21 protein-coding genes and 1 pseudogene are annotated in these 21,854 nt (G+C 43.2%); 4 read left to right on the forward strand and 18 right to left on the reverse strand.

The genetic code is table 11. The features are described from left to right. Positions 1–31 precede the first annotated feature (31 nt). From BFI01S_RS10620 to yneA, 9 genes and pseudogenes are all read right to left on the reverse strand, one after another. Complete coding sequence (locus BFI01S_RS10620; protein WP_061792603.1) at positions 32–1,825, reverse strand: ABC transporter ATP-binding protein; 1,794 nt, start codon at positions 1,823–1,825, stop codon at positions 32–34. Between the two features lie 4 nt (positions 1,826–1,829). Continuing rightward, complete coding sequence (locus tag BFI01S_RS10625) at positions 1,830–3,578, reverse strand: ABC transporter transmembrane domain-containing protein (RefSeq protein WP_061792604.1); 1,749 nt, start codon at positions 3,576–3,578, stop codon at positions 1,830–1,832. Then, positions 3,575–3,910: pseudogene (locus BFI01S_RS10630) on the reverse strand (DUF6376 family protein); the annotation flags it as partial. The gene BFI01S_RS10625 and the pseudogene BFI01S_RS10630, both read right to left, overlap by 4 nt. A gap of 97 nt (positions 3,911–4,007) precedes the next feature. Then, positions 4,008–4,223: a YneF family protein gene (locus BFI01S_RS10635; RefSeq protein ID WP_009330559.1), complete on the reverse strand. Its 216-nt coding sequence runs from the start codon at positions 4,221–4,223 to the stop codon at positions 4,008–4,010. A gap of 86 nt (positions 4,224–4,309) precedes the next feature. Further along, a complete protein-coding gene (sirA, locus tag BFI01S_RS10640; protein ID WP_061792605.1) occupies positions 4,310–4,747 on the reverse strand; it encodes a sporulation inhibitor of replication protein SirA in 438 nt (145 codons plus the stop codon). A gap of 297 nt (positions 4,748–5,044) precedes the next feature. Continuing rightward, positions 5,045–7,051 (reverse strand): transketolase, encoded by a 2,007-nt coding sequence (tkt, locus tag BFI01S_RS10645; RefSeq protein WP_061792606.1) that lies wholly within the window; start codon positions 7,049–7,051, stop codon positions 5,045–5,047. Between the two features lie 223 nt (positions 7,052–7,274). Next, complete coding sequence (locus BFI01S_RS10650) at positions 7,275–7,508, reverse strand: DUF896 domain-containing protein (RefSeq protein ID WP_035330672.1); 234 nt, start codon at positions 7,506–7,508, stop codon at positions 7,275–7,277. A gap of 144 nt (positions 7,509–7,652) precedes the next feature. Continuing rightward, positions 7,653–8,300, reverse strand: coding sequence for a YneB family resolvase-like protein (locus BFI01S_RS10655; RefSeq protein ID WP_061792607.1), 648 nt, complete (start codon positions 8,298–8,300; stop codon positions 7,653–7,655). Between the two features lie 9 nt (positions 8,301–8,309). Then, entirely contained in the window at positions 8,310–8,636 is a 327-nt protein-coding gene (yneA, locus tag BFI01S_RS10660) for a cell division suppressor protein YneA (RefSeq protein WP_061792608.1), read from the reverse strand. Positions 8,637–8,793: 157 nt separating this feature from the next. Here yneA and lexA point away from each other — a divergent pair, with 157 nt between their 5' ends. Together lexA and BFI01S_RS10670 are read left to right on the forward strand one after the other, a co-directional pair. Then, entirely contained in the window at positions 8,794–9,417 is a 624-nt protein-coding gene (lexA, locus tag BFI01S_RS10665; protein WP_061792609.1) for a transcriptional repressor LexA, read from the forward strand. Between the two features lie 283 nt (positions 9,418–9,700). Further along, on the forward strand, positions 9,701–9,985 hold the full coding sequence (locus BFI01S_RS10670; RefSeq protein ID WP_061792610.1) for a DUF4257 domain-containing protein: 285 nt from the start codon (positions 9,701–9,703) through the stop codon (positions 9,983–9,985). 115 nt (positions 9,986–10,100) lie between these two features. On the opposite strand, the gene glnA is transcribed toward BFI01S_RS10670, so the two are convergent. The 4 genes from glnA to hflX all read right to left on the reverse strand — a co-directional run bounded on the left by glnA (position 10,101) and on the right by hflX (position 14,674). Continuing rightward, positions 10,101–11,435, reverse strand: a complete 1,335-nt coding sequence (gene glnA / locus BFI01S_RS10675) for a type I glutamate--ammonia ligase (RefSeq protein WP_061792611.1) — start codon at positions 11,433–11,435, stop codon at positions 10,101–10,103. Positions 11,436–11,537: 102 nt separating this feature from the next. After that, positions 11,538–11,945: a MerR family transcriptional regulator gene (locus BFI01S_RS10680; RefSeq protein WP_061792612.1), complete on the reverse strand. Its 408-nt coding sequence runs from the start codon at positions 11,943–11,945 to the stop codon at positions 11,538–11,540. Positions 11,946–12,132: 187 nt separating this feature from the next. Continuing rightward, positions 12,133–13,404, reverse strand: coding sequence for a methionine gamma-lyase family protein (locus BFI01S_RS10685; protein ID WP_061792613.1), 1,272 nt, complete (start codon positions 13,402–13,404; stop codon positions 12,133–12,135). A gap of 13 nt (positions 13,405–13,417) precedes the next feature. Further along, positions 13,418–14,674, reverse strand: a complete 1,257-nt coding sequence (gene hflX / locus BFI01S_RS10690) for a GTPase HflX (protein ID WP_061792614.1) — start codon at positions 14,672–14,674, stop codon at positions 13,418–13,420. 238 nt (positions 14,675–14,912) lie between these two features. Between hflX and BFI01S_RS10695 the strand changes: the two genes are divergently transcribed. Continuing rightward, positions 14,913–15,527 carry a trimeric intracellular cation channel family protein gene (locus BFI01S_RS10695; protein WP_061792615.1) on the forward strand — a complete coding sequence of 205 codons (615 nt, stop codon included), beginning with the start codon at positions 14,913–14,915 and terminating at the stop codon, positions 15,525–15,527. A 20-nt stretch (positions 15,528–15,547) separates the two neighbouring features. On the opposite strand, the gene BFI01S_RS10700 is transcribed toward BFI01S_RS10695, so the two are convergent. The 4 genes from BFI01S_RS10700 to miaA form a co-directional block, all read right to left on the reverse strand. Next, positions 15,548–15,781, reverse strand: coding sequence for a glutaredoxin family protein (locus tag BFI01S_RS10700; protein ID WP_061792616.1), 234 nt, complete (start codon positions 15,779–15,781; stop codon positions 15,548–15,550). A gap of 72 nt (positions 15,782–15,853) precedes the next feature. Beyond that, positions 15,854–16,804, reverse strand: a complete 951-nt coding sequence (spoVK, locus tag BFI01S_RS10705; RefSeq protein WP_061792617.1) for a stage V sporulation protein K — start codon at positions 16,802–16,804, stop codon at positions 15,854–15,856. A gap of 381 nt (positions 16,805–17,185) precedes the next feature. Then, positions 17,186–17,419, reverse strand: coding sequence for an RNA chaperone Hfq (gene hfq, locus BFI01S_RS10710; protein WP_009330585.1), 234 nt, complete (start codon positions 17,417–17,419; stop codon positions 17,186–17,188). A 27-nt stretch (positions 17,420–17,446) separates the two neighbouring features. Further along, positions 17,447–18,409, reverse strand: a complete 963-nt coding sequence (gene miaA / locus BFI01S_RS10715; RefSeq protein ID WP_061792618.1) for a tRNA (adenosine(37)-N6)-dimethylallyltransferase MiaA — start codon at positions 18,407–18,409, stop codon at positions 17,447–17,449. Between the two features lie 275 nt (positions 18,410–18,684). Here miaA and mreBH point away from each other — a divergent pair, with 275 nt between their 5' ends. Then, positions 18,685–19,692 (forward strand): rod-share determining protein MreBH, encoded by a 1,008-nt coding sequence (gene mreBH / locus BFI01S_RS10720; RefSeq protein ID WP_061792619.1) that lies wholly within the window; start codon positions 18,685–18,687, stop codon positions 19,690–19,692. A gap of 193 nt (positions 19,693–19,885) precedes the next feature. On the opposite strand, the gene mutL is transcribed toward mreBH, so the two are convergent. Further along, a complete protein-coding gene (gene mutL / locus BFI01S_RS10725; RefSeq protein ID WP_061792620.1) occupies positions 19,886–21,808 on the reverse strand; it encodes a DNA mismatch repair endonuclease MutL in 1,923 nt (640 codons plus the stop codon). Between the last annotated feature and the right edge of the window lie 46 nt (positions 21,809–21,854).

Below are 21,854 nucleotides of genomic sequence, written 5' to 3' on the forward strand. Positions count from 1 at the left end.
CAGTAATTGCAGGCTGTTTTTTGTTACTCCATTAACCTGCTGCATCCTCCACTTTTTCAGGAGTTCCATTCTGCAGCAGATACATTTTATGATACAACCCCCGCTTTGCCAGCAATTCCTGGTGCGTTCCTCTTTCTACTATTTCCCCCTGATGAAGAACGAGAATCAATTCTGCATCCTGTATCGTAGACAATCGATGAGCAATCGCAATCGTCGTCCGGCCCTTCCGCATTTTTTCCAGTGCGGTTTGAATCGCTTCCTCTGTTTCTGTATCAATATTGGCTGTTGCTTCATCCAGCACAAGAATTTTCGGATTGGCAGCAATCGTCCTTGCAAAGGCAATAAGCTGTCTTTGCCCGCTGGAAAAAGTCGAACCACGCTCAACTACCGCATGCTCATATCCGTCTTCCAGCTTATCTATGAATGTATGGGCCTGAACAAACTGAGCCGCAGCTTCAATCTCTTCATCTGTCAATTCCTCATTATGAAGTCTGATGTTATCTTTAATCGTCCCGTAAAATAGGAAAGGATCCTGAAGGACGAGCCCCATCTTCGTCCGCAATTCTTCCGCTGGATAAGTCTTAATGCTTTTTCCGTCAATGAAAATATCGCCGCGCTCATATTCATAGAATCGCATCATTATATTAATGATTGAGCTCTTGCCGCTGCCGGTATGGCCAACCAGGGCAACGGTTTCACCCGGCTTGGCTGTAAAAGAAATGTTTTTCAATACATCCCGTTTGCCGTCATAGGAGAAGCTGATGTTCCTGAACTCAATCTCACCCTCCTGGATTCCAGCAGACTTGCTGTCCTCCTGTGCTGGGGCAACCTCCTTTTCGTCCAGCAATGCAAAGGCTCTCGAAGCGGCAATGATTGCCTGCTGATACATGGAAAGCCTCATCATGATCTGATTCACAGGCTCAAAAAAGCGGTCCAGATAGCTGACAAAGGCATACAGCACACCTATTTCGACCGGACTGTTAAAAGAAGAAATGCCAAAGAAGCTCAATACTATAATAAGTGCCAGAACATACACAAGATCAATGGCCGGCCTTAACAGCAGCCCATCCATTTTGATATTGCGCATTCCTGCTTGGTAATGCTGCTCATTGATATCGCCAAATTCCTTCCGCAGCCTTTTTTCCTGCCTGAATACTTGGATGATGGACATTCCCTGCAGGGATTCACTCAGTTTTGCATTCAGCTGGCTCAGCCTTTCTCTTAAGTCCTTATAAAAAACCGAACTGTATTTACGGTACGTACGAATGATTATAAAAAGAATCGGGAGAATCACCAGGCAGAATAGAGCCAGCTTCACATTCAGGATAAACATCGCCACAAAGATCCCTGTCAAAAGGAAGGCGCCCTGAATGAAGGTAACCAGGACACTGACAAACATATCTTTAATCGCCTCTGTATCATTGGTAACCCTGGATACAATGCTTCCGGCAGGCGTTTTATCGAAGTATTTCAAGCCCAGTGACTGAACTTTTGAAAAGACATCCACACGCAGCTGCTGAATGATTTTAAGCGCAATTTCCTGGAATTTCAGCAGCTGAAAATAGGATACCAGCACATTCATGATCTGAATGCCCAGATATGCTGCACCAAGGACCAATAACGGCTCGAAAACCAGATTGCCCGGTGTTAAATAATCATCGATAAAAATTTTGACAAGAATCGGCCCCAGTATGTCTCCAATCGTAGTTAACAGAAGCAGACTGAAGGCAAGTGTGATTGTTTTCTTATGCGGTTTTGTATAGGAAAGCAGCCGAAAAAGGACCTTCCGCTGCTCTTTTCCCTTCATAATCGGTGTCTTTTCCATTGTCTTATCCCCCATGCTCCACAAGCTCTTCCAGCTGCTGGCGCAGATGCATATTCTTATACCAGCCTTCTTCAGCCATTAGTTCATCATGTGTTCCCCTCTGAACAATCCTTCCTTCATCCAGCACCAATATGAGATTCGCATGCTGAATAGCGCTCAGCCGATGAGCTGTAATAATCGTTGTTTTGCCAGCCCGCTCAGCCCGCAATGAAGTAAGAATCGCTTCCTCTGTTCTGGCATCAACAGCAGAAAGGGAGTCATCCAAAATCAATACTTCCGGATTCATCATAAGTGCTCGTGCAATGGAAATACGCTGCTTCTGCCCTCCGGAAAGGGAGACTCCTCTCTCGCCTACAACAGTCTTATAACCTTCTGTAAATTCAAGAATATCATCATGAATATTGGCCAGTTTGGCTGCCGCATATATATCTTCAAAGTCTGCATCCGGCCTCGTGAAAGCTATATTTTCAGCAACAGTGGCCGAGAACAGGAAGTGTTCCTGCGGGACATAGCCAATTGCTTCTCTCAGCTTTCCGATTTTATAGCGGCTGATTGGATGTCCTGCAAACAGAATTTCTCCTTTATAGCCTTCAAACTCCCGGAACAATAGCTTCAGAAGTGTGGTTTTGCCCGCACCCGTTTTGCCTGCTATCCCGAGAGTCTCTCCTCTTTCCAGCCTAAAATAAATATCCTTAAGCAGCGCTTCCTGTTCACCCGGATAGGCGAACGTCTCAATCCTGTACTCAATATCACCGCTTGGAACTTCATTGATGCCAGCCTCATCATCCTTAATATCGATTTCTTCTGCAAGAAGAGCAGAAACTCGATCATAAGAGGCGCGGCCTCTCTCGACAATGTTGAACAGCCAGCCAAATGCGAGCATTGGCCAAATCAGGAGACCCAAATAAGTTGTAAATGAAACCAGCTGCCCGATTGTCAGCTCTCCTGCAATCACATATCTTGATCCAAATGCAATAGATAGGAAGAAAGAGATCCCTACAATAATGCTGATCGTCGGATCAAACAAAGAATCAACACGTGCAACAGAAATGTTTTTTTGCACTACCTCTTCAGACTGCCTGCGGAAATCTTCAATATCTTCTTTTTCCTGGCCGAATGTTTTAATCACTTTAATTCCTGAAACACTTTCCTGAGTTTTGTCATTCAGTGAAGAAAAAGCCTCCTGTGCCTTGTGGAACCGTTTATGAAGAAGTGTTCCATACCAGCTCGTGAGAAGTGCCATGAAGGGCATCGGGATCAAACAGATCAGCGTCAGCTTCCAGCTGATAGTTGCCGCCATGGCGATGATAACGAAGCCGCCTGTCGCCAGTGAATCGACAAAGGTTAGGACCCCAGCCCCCGCGGTCTGCTGAATGGCCTGCAGATCATTGGTCGCATGTGCCATCAAATCCCCTACACGCTTTTTCTGGTAAAAGGCCTGCGACATATTCGTAAAATGCAGATAAAGCCTGTTGCGCAGGAGTTTGGAAAGCTTAACGGCTGAACCGAAAATCATAATGCGCCAATAATAGCGAAGCACATACATCATGAGGGCAACAACAATCAGAAGTCCAACCCACATGATTAATGCTTGTGCAGTCAGATCGCCATTTTTAATCGAGTCGACAACAATCCCAACTACCTTTGGAGGGACCAGCTGCAGCATTGCCACAAATAACAGCAGAATTACCCCGTTTACATAAGCCTTTTTCTCCTGCTTAAAAAACCACATCAAATCCAAAAAAACCTTCATACCCCATCCTCCGAAATCCATAATAGCTTTAATAGTTTATCAAATATTGAGAAAATAAGGAAGATTTTTTGCCCTAATGCTTCTATGCGGTTTATCAGGCTTGTTGCCTCATTAATCGTAGTGAACAGCTCTGAGTTCTCCAGCTGATCAAGTGCTAGGCTGCCGTTCTCCAATACTTTATTGATCTCAGCCAGAAGCGCTTCATTCTGTGTAACCAGATCCTGATGAACATCTTCAGCCAGCTTCGGGATCTCCTGAAGGGCGATAAACTCTTCAACTTCCTGCTTAAGTGTTGTCAATCTGTCTTCAAGTTCCTGCTTTAATGCCGGATCCGCTGCCGCCTTGAGAAGATTTCATTTTTGATATAAAAAAACCACCTTCCTGGTATTGTAACAGAAAAGTGGTTTCTGATGGGATGCTTGTCCCTGATTACTTGCCAGTCTGCTTGTTCATGGCATTCATCATTTGATTGATCTTCTTTTGAGATGGCTTCATGCCCATTTGCATCATCATCATTTTAAGCATTTGTTCATTAATTGGCGGATTTTTCTCCAGGTAGCTCATCATATATTTTCGAGCAATGAAAAATCCTAGTGCTACACCGGCTAAAAGCGCCAGTACACCAACTAGAATGTACATACCCATACTAACTTCCTCCTTCATGTTGTCTATCATACAGTGTACTAGACCAAAGGTTATTATACAATATTTGCTTCAGTTTTTCTCTTATTTTAGACGAATTTTCTCTCTTTTATCGGTTTTAGCCAGCCATACCGCTTATGCTGAAGGTCAACAGCCAGAAACGAAGACTCGCTTTTTCGCAGCACTTCGAAAAAAACCGTTTCTGCCTCATAGCTGCCGGCCGCTTCTAAAACCAGGCTCCGTTCAAATACTTCAAGCTTCGCCCTGCTTCTTTTGCTCATCTCTATATAGTATGCACTTTTTTCTATGATAAAGTCCTTTTTTCTCTGGAGCTGCTGGTGGATATATTGATGCACTTTCAAACCCGGGATTGGCTTAGTCACAAAATCAATTTGCTTCGATAGAATAGACTTCATTTCACCTGACGAACGCTCATACTCTTCAAACAACTGAAAAAACATCCGCTCCCTGCCAAAATAATGGGACGCAAATTCATCTTCTATTAAATACAATTGATAAGCTCTCATCTGGCCCCTCCTTCCGGGACAATCCATTTCTTTCAATTATAAGTAAACGAATATAAGGAATGTGTCTGAAGATGTTAAAAACTTTCACTAATTTTGTCGAAATCGAAGAATTCAGTTGATTATGAGGATTCTTGGTGGAAGAACATCTGCTGTTTGACTCTTTTACAAATATTCACTATTGCATATTCCCCGATTTGATTAATGGTAATCTTGTTTTTTGATGACGGCTGAAATACTCACTGTCTTTAATGGCATAAAAAAAGGAAGAGCCTCTAGGCTCTCCCTTCCAAAATATCATTATCCCTGCAGCAAGGCTTTAACACGTGCTACAACGTTGTCTACGGTGAATCCGTATTCTTCCATAATTCTTTCACCTGGTGCAGATGCGCCGAAGGTATCGATGGCAAGAACATCGCCTTCATCTCCTGCATATCGGTGCCAGCCAAGTGAAGATCCCATTTCAATGGCAAGACGTTTCTTGACTGTCTTAGGAATTACGCTCTCTTTGTACTCTTTTGATTGAGCTTCAAAGCGGTCCCAGGCAGGCATGCTCACTACAGATGCATGGATGCCTTCGCCTTCAAGCGCTTTTTGTGCTTCAACTGCCAGACTAACCTCAGATCCTGCAGCAAGCAATAATACATCCGCGTTGCTGTTGGAAGCTGGCGAAACAACATAAGCACCTTTTTGTACGCCATCGTATGCCGCTGAATCCGTTCCTTTTAAAGTAGGAAGGTTTTGACGGGTCAATACTAATGCAGTTGGCTTGTTTGTTGATTCAATTGCTGTTTTCCATGCAGCTGCTGTTTCATTTCCGTCAGCAGGGCGGACAACAGATAGGTTTGGCATTGCACGCAATGCAGCAAGCTGTTCTACAGGCTCATGTGTAGGTCCGTCTTCACCGACAGCGATACTGTCATGTGTGAATACATACGTTACAGGCAGGTTCATAAGTGCAGCCAGACGGATTGCCGGGCGCAGGTAATCAGAGAACACGAAGAATGTTCCGCCGAATACTTTTAATCCGCCGTGAAGGGCCATACCATTAAGTGCAGCACCCATCGCAAATTCACGTACACCAAACCAGATGTTGCGGCCGTCAAATGACTCAGCTGTAAAGTCGCCAGTACCTTTAATCATTGTTTTGTTAGAGCCTGCAAGGTCTGCAGATCCGCCAAAGAAAGAAGGCAGGTTTTGTGCGATTGCATTTAGCACTTCTCCGGAAGAAGCACGGCTTGCAAGGCTCTTTCCTTCTTCATAAACAGGGATGTCTTTATCCCAGCCTTCTGAAAGCTCGCCATTGATTGCTTGCTCCAGCTGTTTTCCTAACTCAGGATGTGCTTCTTTATACTGTGCAAAAAGGTCTTCCCATTCCTGCTGCTTCTTAGAGCCGCTTTCCACAACCTGCTGCTTGAAGTGATCATATACTTCCTGAGGAACATGGAAATCTTCTTCGAAAGTCCACTTATAGGCTTCTTTCGTTAATTTCAATTCATCAGCACCTAGTGGAGCGCCATGAACATCAGATTTACCTGATTTGTTTGGAGAACCGTAGCCAATGACTGTTTTGACTTCAATCATTGTTGGTCGGTTTTCATCCTGCTTCGCTTCTTCAATTGCTTTTGCGATTTCGTGAAGATCATTGCCGTCTTCTACGCGGATATACTGCCAGCCGTATGACTTGAAGCGCTGTTCAACACTTTCAGAGAAAGACTTATCAAGGTCTCCATCAAGTGAGATATCATTTGAATCATACAGAACAACCAGTCTTCCAAGCTTTAAGTGGCCAGCAAGGGAAGCAGCTTCAGCCGAAACGCCTTCCATAAGGTCTCCGTCACCGCAGATGCTATATGTATAGTGGTCAACAACATTGAAGTTGTCTTTGTTGTATGTTGCAGCCAGGTGGCGTTCAGCCATTGCCATACCAACAGCCATTGCAATACCTTGTCCTAATGGGCCTGTTGTTGCGTCAACACCAGGAGTATGGCCGAATTCAGGGTGGCCTGGCGTCTTGCTTCCCCACTGTCTGAATTCTTTAATGTCATTCATGGAAACATCATAGCCGGAAAGATGAAGAAGACTGTATAAAAGCATAGAGCCATGTCCGGCAGAAAGGACGAAACGGTCACGGTTGAACCATTCCGGATTTTTCGGATTATGGTTCATGAAGCGTGTCCAAAGCGTATAAGCCATTGGCGCAGCTCCCATTGGCATGCCCGGATGGCCTGAGTTCGCCTTTTCAATGGCGTCAATTGATAAAGTACGAATGGAACTGATGGATAGTTCATCTGTGTGATTAAACATTCAATACATCCTTTCGAGTAGTAATTCTTCACTCTTTTAATATTATCGGGTGTCCCTTTTTTTCACAACCAATAGGGTTAGGTAAAGGACAAAAAAAGCCGGTTTGTTACTATATTGACACAAAAAGACCCGGCATATGTAAAAAAGCGGAGATAGATCAGTAATGCCATCTCCTCTATTAAAAGAAGGAATACAGCACAGTGTATCCCTTGCAATTATATTATTAGTGAAGGCGGTTTTTATTTTGGAAATCTTTCAGCTTTTTCGGAGTTACATCGTTCCCTTTCGGGTCAACGATTGTAACGCCTTTAAGCGTGTTTAACATACCAGAGCGGAAAGTCTCCAAATACTCTTTGCGCAAAGACGTCTGTTCTTTCGCTTCTGCTTCTGTTAGTCCGGATTCCTTGGCCTTCTTTGCCAGTTCATTAATTCGGGCAAGTTTTTGTTTAGGCAGCATTTATTAAAACTCCTTTATATCAAAAGTTTACCTTTAAATAATTGTGATGGAAGTTTTTATTATACAGCAGCTTCAGATACGGAACAATACTGAAACTCAAATGCCATCATACTAAAAATGAGCACTTTTGACAAGAAAAGTGCTCTACTCAGCAAGTGAATCAATATGTTCTTTATACCTTCTATGGACAGTTGCTTTGGAAATCTTATAGCCAAATCCTCTAAGCGTAGCTGCAATTTCAGCAAATGTTAACTCGTTTTTCCTCAGCCGGACAATTTCTTCTATCGGCACCTCTATTCTTTCCCTGCCGCCATTTGCTCCCTGATTACTTAGGTTTTTCTCGGGCCTGTATCCTTTATCAACAGCCCGCTGCATGCCGCGTCTGATTTTGATGTTATGCAGCTTTCTCTGATACTCCTCTACCATCCCTACGATGCTGAGGACCATCGAATCTGATTCCGAAAGCTGCAGCTTGCCGTTATTCGAGATGCTAAATAACTGGACTTCTTCTTTTAAGATGCAATGGAGAATCGCAATCTTGGCATTCCCCCTCCCCAGCCTGGTTTCATCCTGGATGAGGACAACCTTAATATCCTTTTTTTTAATTAAGTCTAAAAGCTCCAATATACCGTCTCTTTCAAGATCGTATCCGCTGGCCTGTTCGCGGATGATTTGGACTACTTCAAAGTCATGCTTTCCCGCCAGGTTCACCAGCTCTTCTTCCTGTCTTGAAAGGGACGTTTCCTGGGTATCCTTTGTTGTACTAACTCTGCAGTATATAATTGCTTTCATAACTTCTCCTTATTCTTTAAGGTTTGAACTGGCAAGCTCTTTATATGACTGATCATCCAGCGCTTTTACTGGAATGACAATTTCATCACCCGGAAAAATCCTTCCTGCCGCTATCCCATTATTTCGTTCTACCCAAATAATAAATTGATCTGTAGACAGAGAATGCTCAGCAGAAAAATTTTCAGCAATCTTCCATAAAGAATCACCTTCTGCAACAGTGACTTTCACAAACTTTTCCGTATCAGGTGTTTCTATTAGCATTATTAACGATGCTGCCAGGCTTAAAACGAATAGAATAATAGCATAAGAATATGATTTCCACAATTTGTTCAGCATGATATACCACCTCTAAAAGAATATATGTTCGCTTTTGTTGTTTTTATTATAGACCGAACATTTGTTTCGTGTCAATAAAAATTCGAACTTATGTTTGTATCATATGGTAATTGATGCTATAATTGAGACAACAAAAACACATACGAGGTGCGTAAAGATGGTGAAATTATCAAAAAGGCAGCAAGATATATTGGAGTTTATAAAAGAAGAAGTTAAATTGAGGGGTTATCCCCCTTCTGTAAGGGAAATCGGGGAAGCAGTCGGCCTGGCTTCAAGCTCGACCGTTCATGGTCATCTCGCCAGGCTTGAAAGCAAAGGGCTGATTCGCAGAGATCCTACTAAACCACGTGCCATTGAAATTTTAGATTTGGACGAGGCTTCTAACATTCCCAAGGTCAATGCAGTCAATGTTCCGATCGTCGGTAAAGTAACAGCAGGGCAGCCGATAACGGCAATTGAAAATGTTGAAGAATATTTCCCTCTTCCGGAAAGAATGGCACCTGCTGACGAGCATGTATTCATGCTTGAGATCATGGGCGAAAGTATGATTGAAGCAGGAATCCTTGATGGAGATTATGTAATCGTCAAACAGCAGAGCACTGCCAATAATGGGGATATCGTGGTTGCCATGACAGAGGAAGATGAAGCAACGGTCAAGAGATTCTTTAAAGAAAAAGACTTTATCCGTCTGCAGCCGGAAAACTCAACAATGGAACCGATTATCCTCCGAAATGTTTCTATTCTTGGCAAGGTTATAGGCGTATATCGTCACATGCATTAATAGATTGGTAAAAAGCAGGCGTCTCTGCCTGCTTTTTGTTTTTTCCAATTTTAAGAAAGTTTTCAGTTCCTATTACCTGATACTATCAGTTAAATCCTACGAAAGTAACTGATACTTTTCTTTTAGCATAAGGTTACAGTCATGTATGACTAAATTATTATTCAGAAAATTCGGTATTTTTATGCATATTATTTTATAGCCGCTTTCTATATAATGGTAATACACCGAGAATCAACCTAAGGTCGCTTGTCCAAAATCTCGACTTTAGGAGTGTGAAGAAAAAATGTTTTTGAACATTACCTTCGCTTTGTTGATTGGTGGACTGGTTGGTGTCGTTGGACATATTCGGAAAGAAGGCAAAATGGTTAAACCCAGAAGGACAAAAAAATTCATCTATCTGGGGGTCTTTGAAGAGGTAATCATGGGGGCTATAGCGGCTGTTTTTTTGGTCGTATCTTCAGATCCTGACTCTGCCTTAAAGGTAGTTCTCCTGGCGGTGATTGCAGGATTTGGAGGAGATGCACTGCTGACATGTCTCGATTTCTTAAAAATAAGGCACAAAGAATAGAGAGATGCAGAGAGATAGAAATTAGTTAAAACCTCGTTCATTTGAAGAACGGGGTTTTTGTATTTTTTATGATAAAAACCCCTGGCTCTATCGGCCAGGGGTTTGTCATATTTTCTTAGTACATGCTCAGGTACTGCTCGCGCTCCCATGGATGCACTTGCGTACGGAACATATCCCACTCGATTTCTTTCGCTTCAATGAAATGTTCGAAAATGTGGTCGCCAAGAGCAGATACAATTACCTCATCTCTCTTTAGCTCTTCAAGCGCTGCTGCCAATGTAGGAGGCAGATCCTTGATTCCCTCTTCCTCACGCTCTTCTTTTGTCATGACATAGATATTGCGGTCCACTGGAGCAAGAGGAGTCATTTTATTTTTGATTCCGTCCAGGCCAGCTTTTAATAATACGGCCATAGCAAGGTATGGGTTTGCAGCAGGGTCAACGCTCCGCACCTCAACACGTGTACTTATTCCGCGGGAAGCAGGGATACGGATGAGGGGTGAACGGTTTTGAGCAGACCAGGCAACATAGCAAGGTGCTTCATAGCCAGGAACCAGACGCTTGTATGAGTTAACTATAGGGTTTGTCACAGCTGTAAATGCAGTTGCATGGTTCACGATACCAGCAATAAAGTGGCGGGCATCATCACTTAGTTGAAGATCGCCGGTTTCATTGAAGAATGCATTTTTGCCATCTTTGAATAGTGAAACATTGCAATGCATTCCGGATCCGCTGACACCGAATAATGGCTTCGGCATGAATGTCGCATGCAAGCCGTGCTTGCGGGCAATTGTTTTAACAACCAGCTTGAACGTCTGGATTTGGTCACAAGCTGTTAATGCATCCGCATATTTGAAATCGATTTCGTGCTGTCCAGGTGCAACCTCATGGTGGGAAGCTTCAATTTCAAAGCCCATTTCTTCAAGCTCAAGTACAATATCACGTCGGCAGTTTTCGCCAAGATCAGTTGGAGCAAGGTCGAAGTATCCGCCATTGTCGTTCAGTTCCAGAGTCGGTTCTCCTGCATGGTCAAGCTTAAAAAGGAAGAATTCCGGTTCAGGTCCTAAGTTAAAATCAGTGTAACCAAGATCTTCCATTTCCTTAAGGATGCGTTTTAGATTGCTGCGCGGATCGCCAAGGAATGGAGTTCCATCCGGATTATAGATATCACAAATCAGACGTGCCACTTTGCCTTTTTCCGCAGTCCAAGGAAATACTACCCAAGTATCAAGGTCTGGATATAAATTCATGTCTGACTCTTCAATGCGAACGAAACCTTCGATTGAAGATCCATCAAACATCATTTTGTTATCAAGCGCTTTTTCAAGCTGGCTGATTGGAATTTCCACATTCTTAATTGTCCCCAGGATATCCGTAAACTGCAAACGTACAAATTTCACATTTTCCTCTTCTGCAATACGTTTAATATCTTCTTTAGTAAACTTTGCCACTGGTAGTTCCTCCCTTAAATTTTCATGAGTGTTTTATTTTTTGCTCTGTTAATGCGCGCTCGGAAATCCAAGACATTATCAACGAGCTTAAAAACAGCTTTCTTAATGGAAAAAGCGGTGGATGTTGCCCTGCCGGGATGAAGATCGATTAAAACGCCCTGCCTGCACAATTTCTTTGCGAAGAAGTTTCCGGATTTCTTCATCCGATAGATCGCGTCTCGCTTTTTCTGCTTGTTTATTCATGGTTTCAGTTAGCGCTTGCTGTTCTTTAACGAAAAAGAGCTGCTTGATCCCGGCCATATTCACGCCTTGATCAATTAAATCTTTAATTTCCAGAAGGACATCGATGTCGTTTAAGGAAAAAAGCCTTCTATTTCCGTCAGTTCTAGCTGGAGAAATCAATTGGTGTTCTTCATAGTAACGAATCTGCCTGGCAGTAAGATCAGTCAGCTGCATGACAGTACCAATTGGGAAAAGCGGCATGGAACGTCGAATTTCGCTTCCAGTCAACTATTTCTCCCCCTTTTCGATTACTTCTTGAATTTATTATATGTAATGTCAGATAATCTGTCAACACTATGTTAGATTTTATAACATAATTTTTTCAAAAAAAATTTGCCTTTCATATTTTCATATAATTCTCTGTAAAGCAAAAGAAAGAGACAACTAACTATTTAGCTGTCCCTCTTATATTTACCTAATTTATTTGGATTAAACCCTTTTCCAGCAAATGGTTCAATGCGATGCATACAGCCATTTTCACATGTGAATAGGTAAGGCCGCCCTGCACATAGGCAACGTATGGAGGCCTGATTGGTCCGTCTGCGGTCAATTCAATGCTTGCACCCTGAATAAAAGTACCCGCTGCCATGATAACATCGTCTTCATATCCTGGCATATAAGCAGGATAGGCAGTTACATGGGAATTAACAGGAGATGCAAATTGAATCGCCTGGCAAAATGCCACCATTTTTTCTTTTTCATCGAATTGGACAGATTGGATTAAATCAGTTCTTTTACTGTCCCATTGTGGATTGGAGTTCATTCCAAGCCGCTCAAGCAATGCTGCTGTAAAAACTGCCCCTTTCACCGCCTGGCCGACAACGTGTGGAGCAAGGAAAAAGCCCTGATACATTTCCTGGAGGCTGTAAAGGGACGCACCCGCTTCTGCACCAATTCCCGGGGAAGTCATTCGGTAGGAACAGGCTTCCACCCATTCTTTTTTCCCGACAATATAACCGCCAGTCTTGGCGATCCCCCCACCAGGGTTCTTGATCAGCGACCCGGCCATCAAATCTGCCCCAACATGACAAGGCTCCAAGTCCTCTACAAACTCCCCATAACAATTGTCAACAAAAACAATCGCATCCGGTTTAACTTTTTTTACAAACTGAATCATTTCTTCAATTTGTTCAATTGTAAAAGATGGTCTTGTTGCGTATCCTTTAGAACGCTGAATGCCAATCATTTTTGTGTTCGGCCTGATGGCTTTTTCAACCTCAGGGTAATTGATGCTTCCATCTTCATTCAGCGGGATGCTATTGTATCCAATGCCGAACTCTTTAAGCGAGCCGCTGCCTGTTCCCCGGATTCCAACGATTTCTTCCAATGTGTCATAGGGCTTGCCTGTTATGTACATCAATTCATCACCCGGCCGCAATACGCCAAAGAGTGCAATGGAAATGGCATGGGTGCCCGAAATAATCTGAGGACGCACCAATCCGGCTTCCCCGCCGAATACTTCTGCATATATTTCCTCCAGTGTATCCCTGCCGATATCATCGTAACCGTAACCGGTTGATGGAATGAAATGAGAATCGCTGACTTTGAAATTTTGAAAGCTCTTTAATACACGGAATTGATTCTCATCAATCCGCTCATCAATGTTCTTTAATACTTCTGAAATTTGCTGCTCCACTTCTTTTACAATTGGCTGGAGCTTTTCCCCTTGTGATAACTGTTGAAACATGATGTTCTCCTAACTATACGGTATATTTCATTAAAGGCCCTGAAATCTGATGGTCTTCGAGGTAATAGCCCTTGCAAACGTAGAGTTCTTTGTCTTCATTAAAAGTCAATTCCCTCAGGATGGTTTCATTCTTGAGCTGTGACAGCAGTTTCCCTTCTGTCGAAGGCACCTCCACATGGTAATGCTTCATCATTCCCAGGATCATCTGCTCAATTTTGCGTTTCAGCTCATTACGGTCATCTTCTTCAAAGGCACTGATCTGAATCGTTTCTGTCCTGGCAGTCGGGACAAAATCAGGATGCCTTAAATCTCTCTTATTATATACTGTCAGCTGCGGTATTTTATCATTTTCCAAATCTTCTATCAGTTTATTGACTGTCTGCTCATGCTGGTAATAATCCGGATTGGACATATCGACCACATGAAGAAGAAGATCTGCTTCCTTTACTTCTTCCAGAGTGGAACGGAAGGCTGCAATGAGCGTAGTCGGCAAATCCTGAATAAATCCGACTGTATCTGTCACAAGTGTGATAAATCCGCTTGGCAAAATCAGCTTGCGGGTCATCGGGTCAAGTGTGGCAAACAGCTGGTTTTCTTCATAGGAATCCGCTTCCGACAATCTGTTAAAAATCGTGGATTTCCCTGCATTTGTATAGCCGACAAGCGCTATTTGGAATGCTTTGTTTTTCTTCCTCCGTTCACGGTATCTGTCACGGTGCTGCACAATGACAGAAAGCTGGGTCTTAATATCATCAATGCGGCGGCGGATATGGCGGCGGTCTGATTCTAGCTTGGTCTCACCCGGCCCCCTCGTGCCGATTCCTCCGCCCAGTCTTGAAAGCTGGACACCCTGGCCTGACAGGCGCGGCAGCAGATACTGCAGCTGTGCCAATTCGACCTGCAGCTTCCCTTCTTTAGAGCGCGCCCTCTGCGCAAAGATATCTAAAATCAGCTGTGTGCGGTCAATGATTCGTGCATCCAAATCTGCAGATAGGTTTCGAACCTGGCTTGGTGAGAGCTCATCGTTAAAAATGATAATATCTGCTTCCATTTCTTCCTGAAGTGCACCCAGTTCCTCCACTTTCCCTTTTCCTATATATGTAGACGGATGAACCCGTTCCCTTTTTTGAGTAATCGAAGCTAAAACTTTTCCGTTTGCCGTTTCAGTCAGCGATTCCAATTCTTCCATTGAATATTCAAACCGCTGGTCATCTTCATCAGTATGGCAGCCGACAAGAATGACTTTTTCATAATCTGGTTTATGTTCCAACCAGCATCCCTCTTTCATTTGCTTATTTTAATTGATAACATCATAACAAAAATCATATTCAAATACTAATTTTCACAGCTATTCATAGGCTTTTGCACCGTCCATATGAATTGAATAAAAAAATGGTTGTATTTCTTTTTTCCCGTGTTAAAATCATATTGTTTGGAAAGAATTTACGATTTTAATTAAATTAAATAAAAAAAGATTTATAGATCTGCATCATGAGGAGAAATGGCATATGACATGGGAAGTTTTAAGTATGATCGGCACTGTTGCTTTCGCTGTCAGCGGAGCAATTGTGGCGATGGAAGAAGAATATGATATTTTAGGTGTATACATTCTTGGGATTGTTACCGCTTTTGGCGGCGGGGCCATCCGAAACCTGCTGATAGGTGTTCCTGTCTCTGCCCTTTGGGAACAGGGTTTATTTTTTCAGATTGCCCTTTTATCCATCACAGCAGTAATGCTGTTCCCGAACAACCTGCTCAAACACTGGCAAAAATGGGGCAATTTCACAGACGCAATCGGATTATCCGCGTTTGCCATCCAAGGAGCACTGTACGCAACGGAAATGAACCATCCATTAAGCGCTGTGATTGTGGCTGCTGTACTGACAGGAAGCGGAGGCGGCATAATCCGTGACCTGCTTGCAAGGAGAAAACCGCTTGTATTGCGGTCTGAAATCTATGCGGTCTGGGCTATCCTTTGCGGTTTTGGAGTCGGACTTGGAATCGCCGAAGCACCGTTTGAACTTTACACTTTGTTTATCATCATTACCGCTCTGAGGGTTTTATCTTACACATATAATTGGAAGCTTCCCGTTAAGAGGCTGGGGACAAAAGCATCGGCTTAAGCCGGTCAGGCCTCTCTATATTATTGCTTTACATTCGCCATGATTGTATTTGGATCAAAACCAATGACCCATTTTCCATTCACATTAATTTGAGGCACTCCCATTTGGCCTGTGGTTTCAACCAGTTTTTGTGCCTCTCTCTGATCATTCTGGACATTAACCTCTTTATACTCCAGCCCCTGCTGTTCAAGGAAGTTCTTCACCATCGTACAATACGGACAAGTATTCGTAGTATAAACTGTAATTTCATTCATTATACATTCCTCCTCGAGTAAAAAGACAATGCCAATGTTCATTGACACTGCCTATTTTATTTCAATATCCCCTTAATCAGCTTCTTCAAACACCAAATCATTGCTCCTGATAGTCATCAGATCATGTTTATCATAGCTGTTTTGCATTAACAGGCGCATGGCCTGAGCTCTGATTGATTTTTCAAGGATGTTTCTGATGTAGCGCCCGTTTGAAAAGCTATTGGGGCTGAGATTGGTTTTTACGAAGTGCAAGTGCTCCCTCAGCTTCTTTTCGGATTCGTGACTTAAAGTATACTCCCTTTCCTTAAGCATCCTCTGCCCAATTTCCATCAGCTGCTCTATCGAGTAATCAGGGAAGTCCACAACAAGGGGAAAACGGGAATGAAGACCCGGGTTCAGCGTCAGGAAATGATTCATTTCTCTGGAATAGCCTGCCAGAATCAGGATAAAGTCATGCTGCCGGTCTTCCATATGCTTGACGAGGGTGTCAATGGCTTCCTTGCCAAAGTCTTTTTCTCCACCTCTCCCTAATGAGTACGCTTCGTCGATAAAAAGAATCCCGCCAATCGCTTTTTTGACCAAATCCCTCGTCTTTTGTGCGGTATGGCCAATGTATTCACCGACAAGGTCGGCCCGCTCTGCTTCAATCAGATGTCCTTTTGACAGCACATTCATTTTTTGAAAAAGCTTGCCTATTAATCGGGCAACCGTTGTTTTACCTGTGCCGGGATTGCCTTTAAACATCATATGCAATGCTTGCTTCCCAGCTTTGAGACCGGCTTCTTCCCGTTTTTTATTCACATAAATCCAGGCATAAATCTCCTTGATCATTTTCTTCATTTCTTCCATTCCCACAAGAGCGCCAAGTTCTTCTTCAATTTCTTTGAGAGCTGTATGCTCAGCCGGAATGACTTTTGGAGCCGCTTGGGATTCGGGAAGCTCTTTTGTGTATGTTTTACGCTTTTGTGAATTGAGCACAATGCTGATCTGTCCGTTATTTTTCAGGCGAATCGGCTGGTCCAAAAGCTATCACCTCACATTCTTAGCACAGTATACGCATAGAAGTAATCGTTGTGACAAAAGCCTATATGATTCCCGAGAATACGGTTACTAGGCTAAAATGCGACAATGTCCCGCTCTTTTCAACAAGAATCAATGCGGGAGTGTCGGTTCATGCGGTTTCCCGAGAAATAACGGGTTTTTCTCCGCTTAAGAGGGTGCGGATAACTGGCTGCATTCTACCAGTTCACGGGGAAAAAGCCCACCAATCAACTTCCCTTCATATCCACAATAAATTCTCATATCTATATGTATTCACCCATTATCCATTTCATTAAAAATATTTGTCTTTGCATAAGAAAATAGCCCGCTTCAGTCAAAGCGGGCTTTTCTTCGGGTTTTATATTATTGCTGGTTTTCCATATCCAGCTGAACATTGCGCTGTGGAACGAAGGTAGAAATGGCATGCTTATAAACAAGCTGCTGTTTCCCTTCTGATTCGAATAATACTGTAAAATTATCAAAGCCTTTGATTTGGCCTCTTATCTGGAATCCATTCAACAAAAATACAGTACAATTAATATTGTCCTTACGTAACTGGTTAAGTACCTGATCTTGAATATTGATTGCTGATTTCATTATAATCCTCCTCTTTTATCTCTATCATTATGTATTCGATTTTATTTTCAGCTTTCCTTCAATATGAGCAGAAATTTCAGCGAATTTTTTTTCAAACTCATGAGGATCGACTGAATCGGACATATCAAACCATTCCACATTCATCTTGTTTCGAAACCATGTCAGCTGCCTTTTTGCATATCTTCTTGAATTTTGTTTCAGATTTTCTACAGCATCCTCCAATGAAACACGCCCATTAAAGTATTCATACAGCTCTTTATACCCGATGGCCTGTATGGACTGGCAATCCTTTAATCCCTGATCATACAGGGATCTCACCTCTTCAAGCAAGCCTTCCTTCATCATGATCTCAACTCGGAAATTGATGCGTTCATATAAGGTATCCCGATCCATGGTCAACCCAATCAGTGCCGTATCATAAAGAAGTTCTGGATCCTGATTCTCCTGATACTGAGACATCGGTTTCCCTGTGCAATGGTAAATTTCCAATGCCCTGACCACTCTTCGAATGTTATTGGGGTGAATTTTTTCTGCACTTTCAGGGTCTATGGCCAAAAGCTCCTTAAAAAGGGCATCGTTGCCTTCCCTTTCGGCGCGTTCCTCCAATGTTTTTCTGAATTCTTCATTTGAAGGCGCATCAGAGAATTGATAATCATAAATAACGGATTGAATATACAATCCCGTGCCTCCAACTATCATTGGAAGTTTGCCTCTTGAAGTTATTTCTGTGATTTTGCTTCGGACCAGTTCCTGAAATTCAGCTGCCGAAAAGGGATCTTCAGGATTTTTGATGTCAATTAGATGATGCGGTATCCCTTCCATCTCTTCCTCTTTGATTTTTGCAGTGCCGATATCCATGCTTTTATATATTTGCATAGAATCTCCGCTGATAATCTCGGCATTAAATCTTTTCGCCAGCAGAATGCTTAATTTCGTTTTTCCAACAGCTGTAGGGCCAATCAGCACTGCCAGCTTTTCTTTTTCAATCATCTGTTCACTGCCTTTACTGCCATTCTATTTATTATCCTAACATAAAGCAGGAAAATTTTTCAGGTATCATCTTACCATTCTTTTTACAAAAACAGAACATTTATGCATTATGAACAAGTTTTGCCCATTCTATTCGACAATTCCCCTAAAATTTTCTTATAAAATTACATTTTATTAACGATTCCATAACAAATCAAGGCTAACCCCCAAAATCATGTTAATTTATTAGAAGGTTATATCGTGACAATATAAATTTGAAATTGGGTGAATGATTGATGATAAATACATCTGAAATTGGAATTGACTTAGGGACTGCTAATATACTTGTATACAGCAAAACAAAAGGCATTATCTTAAACGAACCGTCTGTAGTAGCAATTGATACAGAAACGAAAAAAGTGTTAGCTGTTGGTAAAGAAGCAAAAGAAATGATTGGGAAAACACCAGGCCGCATCGTTGCCATCCGTCCACTAAAAGACGGGGTTATCGCGGATTATGACACGACCACTGAAATGCTTCGCCAGGTTATGCGAAAAGCATCGAAAAAAGTCGGATTCGCGATCAGAAAGCCGAATGTCGTTGTTTGTACGCCATCTGGTTCGACAAGTGTTGAAAGAAGAGCTATCCATGATGCTGTCCGCAATGCGGGGGCGAAGAAAGTACATCTGATCGAAGAGCCTGTGGCAGCAGCAATTGGTTCAGGAATGCCTGTCGATGAGCCTGTCGCGAACGTGGTTGTTGACATTGGCGGCGGCTCAACAGAAGTAGCCATAATCTCTTTCGGCGGAGTGGTAGCCTGCAATTCCATCCGGATTGGCGGCGACAGACTTGACGATGATATTATTCAATATGTACGTAAAGAATACAACGTTCTGATCGGAGAGAGAACAGCCGAACATATTAAAATGGAAATCGGCTACGCGCTGGTTGACCATGAAGAACTGACAATGGAAGTGCGCGGCCGCGACCTTGTTACCGGCCTGCCCAAGACGATTACTCTAACTTCCTATGAAATCCGTGATGCAATCAAAGAATCATTGCTTCACATTCTTGAAGCAATCCGCGCAACATTAGAGGACAGCCCGGCTGAACTCAGCGGAGACATCGTAGACCGAGGTGTGATTCTTTCCGGCGGAGGTGCCCTTTTAAACGGCATGCAGGAATGGCTTTCACAGGAAATTGTAGTCCCTGTACACCTTGCACCTAGCCCGCTTGAATCTGTAGCGGTTGGAACAGGAAAAGCCCTGCAATTTATTGATAAGCTGCATACGGCAGTGAGATAAGCTATAAGAAAAGCATCCATTCTGCGAAATGGATGCTTTTTTGTTTTGTATATTGACATTTTGAGCGAAATAAAGTTTTATGAGCGAAAAAAGAAAAAATTATGGGCCAAACACCACTTAGTTTACATAATAAAATTATCGCCGTCTATGAATAAAAAAACGCCGAACCACTCTGGTTCAGCGTCGTTCTTTTCTACATTACCCTCTTAAACATTTTCTCCATCTCATAAGTGGAGTAATGTATGATGATCGGCCGTCCATGCGGGCATGTGAACGGATCGGAAGACCTCCGCAATTCATCAAGCAGCGCCTGGATTTCATCATTGCGGAGATGGTGATTCGCTTTAATGGAAGCTTTACAGCTCATCATAATGGCAGCTTCCTCACGCAGTTTTTTAATATCAACTCTCTTCATGGCTAAGAGCTGTTCAATCATATCCTCAATAATTTCCTGTTCTTCGCCTTTTGGCAACCATTGCGGGTGGGAACGGACGATAAAGCTGTTATGTCCGAACGGCTCAAGAAATACCCCCACTTTTTCAAGCTCGACTTTGTATTCATCGATTTTGATATAGTCATCTGTTGAGTATTCAAAGGTGAGCGGAATGAGCATCTCCTGCAATTCGCTTTCAACCTGGCCGACCTTCTCCCTGAAATACTCATACTTAATCCGCTCCTGTGCGGCGTGCTGATCAATGATGTAAAGGCCCCGGTCATTCTGGGCAAAAATATACGTCCCATGCATTTGCCCGATCGGATAAAGGGGGGGCACCCGTGATGGCTCCTCAACTGTGGCAGTCTCAGCGAAAAATTGTTCCAGTCCTGCAGCTCTCGGCTCTTCGGGCTGGAATATGTGCTGATCCCCTTGAGGCAATTCCTTTGATGAAGGGCTAAAATCCAAGGAAGGTGTATCCTGCAAGTCGGGAGCTTTTGCTGCTTGCGGTTCAGCAGGAAAACTTTGCGAGCATTGCAGAACTGCCCCATTCGGGTACTGCCGGATAGCATCCTCCCTCGCTTCACGAACAAAAGAAGGCACATGCTCCCGATGCTCAGGCAAATGATCCAGTTCAAGAGCCGTCTGTTCTGACTTAGGCTTCATGGTCTTCGGCTGTGTAAATCCGGATGGGATCAGTTCCTCTTTTTTAAATGCAGCCTTCAAAGCACCTGATACAAGCTCATTCAATTCATGTTCCTTGCTTAAGCGTACCTCAATTTTCGACGGATGGACGTTCACATCGACAAGGAGCGGATCCATTTCAATGTTCAGGAGCACAATCGGGTAGCGGCCGATTGGCAGCAGAGTATGATACCCCTCCTGAATGGCTTTGGCCAAAGAATAATTCTTGATGAAGCGGCCGTTGATCATGGTAGAAATGTAGTTTCTTGATGCTCTTGTAATCTCCGGCATTGCTGCATATCCGCTGATTTTAAAATCAAGTGAGCTTGCTTCAATCCGAACCATCTTCTTCACAATATTGAGCCCATAAATAGCTGCAAGCACCTGCCGGACATCCCCGTTTCCGTTCGTCTGCAGGAGCTTTCGCTCATTATGGATCAGGCGGATGGCGACCTCCGGATGGGCGAGCGCCAGCCTGTTAACCACATCTGTAATATTGCCAAGTTCTGTGTGAATCGTCTTCATATACTTAAGCCTTGCCGGCGTGTTGAAAAATAAATCCGTCACGGTCAGGTCAGTCCCTTTTCTGCCGGGTGCCTTTTCCATCACTTCCACTTTTCCGCCTTCTATGACAACACGTGTGCCGTAATCCCCAGTTGAGGTTTTCATTTCAATCCTCGATACCGACGCAATACTTGGCAATGCCTCGCCGCGGAATCCGAGCGTGCGGATGCGGAAAAGGTCATTTTCGTCTTTAATTTTACTGGTGGCATGGCGATGAAAGGCATTCAGGACATCATCTTCCTCAATGCCATCGCCATTATCGATAATGCGGATTTTGGCCAGGCCGGCTTCTTCCGCTTCAATTTCAATAATCGTGCTTCCGGCATCAATCGAATTCTCCATCAATTCTTTTACCACCGATGCTGGCCGCTCCACCACCTCGCCGGCAGCAATTTTATTAGAAAGCGTATCATCAAGCTGAATGATTTTCCCCATCTCGTCACCCCCTGTTTATTAATTCTTTAATTTTCTGTGCAGTTCC

It is taken from the genome of Cytobacillus firmus NBRC 15306 (assembly GCF_001591465.1).
Classification (GTDB): domain Bacteria; phylum Bacillota; class Bacilli; order Bacillales; family Cytobacillaceae; genus Cytobacillus; species Cytobacillus firmus.

Coding starts and splice junctions, on each gene's coding strand:
- BFI01S_RS10620 (WP_061792603.1), bottom strand. CDS start 1,825: ATGGAAAAGACACCGATTATGAAGGGAAAAGAGCAGCGGAAGGTCCTT.
- BFI01S_RS10625 (WP_061792604.1), bottom strand. CDS start 3,578: ATGAAGGTTTTTTTGGATTTGATGTGGTTTTTTAAGCAGGAGAAAAAG.
- BFI01S_RS10635 (WP_009330559.1), bottom strand. CDS start 4,223: ATGGGTATGTACATTCTAGTTGGTGTACTGGCGCTTTTAGCCGGTGTA.
- sirA (WP_061792605.1), bottom strand. CDS start 4,747: ATGAGAGCTTATCAATTGTATTTAATAGAAGATGAATTTGCGTCCCAT.
- tkt (WP_061792606.1), bottom strand. CDS start 7,051: ATGTTTAATCACACAGATGAACTATCCATCAGTTCCATTCGTACTTTA.
- BFI01S_RS10650 (WP_035330672.1), bottom strand. CDS start 7,508: ATGCTGCCTAAACAAAAACTTGCCCGAATTAATGAACTGGCAAAGAAG.
- BFI01S_RS10655 (WP_061792607.1), bottom strand. CDS start 8,300: ATGAAAGCAATTATATACTGCAGAGTTAGTACAACAAAGGATACCCAG.
- yneA (WP_061792608.1), bottom strand. CDS start 8,636: ATGCTGAACAAATTGTGGAAATCATATTCTTATGCTATTATTCTATTC.
- lexA (WP_061792609.1), top strand. CDS start 8,794: ATGGTGAAATTATCAAAAAGGCAGCAAGATATATTGGAGTTTATAAAA.
- BFI01S_RS10670 (WP_061792610.1), top strand. CDS start 9,701: ATGTTTTTGAACATTACCTTCGCTTTGTTGATTGGTGGACTGGTTGGT.
- BFI01S_RS10685 (WP_061792613.1), bottom strand. CDS start 13,404: ATGTTTCAACAGTTATCACAAGGGGAAAAGCTCCAGCCAATTGTAAAA.
- BFI01S_RS10695 (WP_061792615.1), top strand. CDS start 14,913: ATGACATGGGAAGTTTTAAGTATGATCGGCACTGTTGCTTTCGCTGTC.
- BFI01S_RS10700 (WP_061792616.1), bottom strand. CDS start 15,781: ATGAATGAAATTACAGTTTATACTACGAATACTTGTCCGTATTGTACG.
- hfq (WP_009330585.1), bottom strand. CDS start 17,419: ATGAAATCAGCAATCAATATTCAAGATCAGGTACTTAACCAGTTACGT.
- miaA (WP_061792618.1), bottom strand. CDS start 18,409: ATGATTGAAAAAGAAAAGCTGGCAGTGCTGATTGGCCCTACAGCTGTT.
- mreBH (WP_061792619.1), top strand. CDS start 18,685: ATGATAAATACATCTGAAATTGGAATTGACTTAGGGACTGCTAATATA.
- mutL (WP_061792620.1), bottom strand. CDS start 21,808: ATGGGGAAAATCATTCAGCTTGATGATACGCTTTCTAATAAAATTGCT.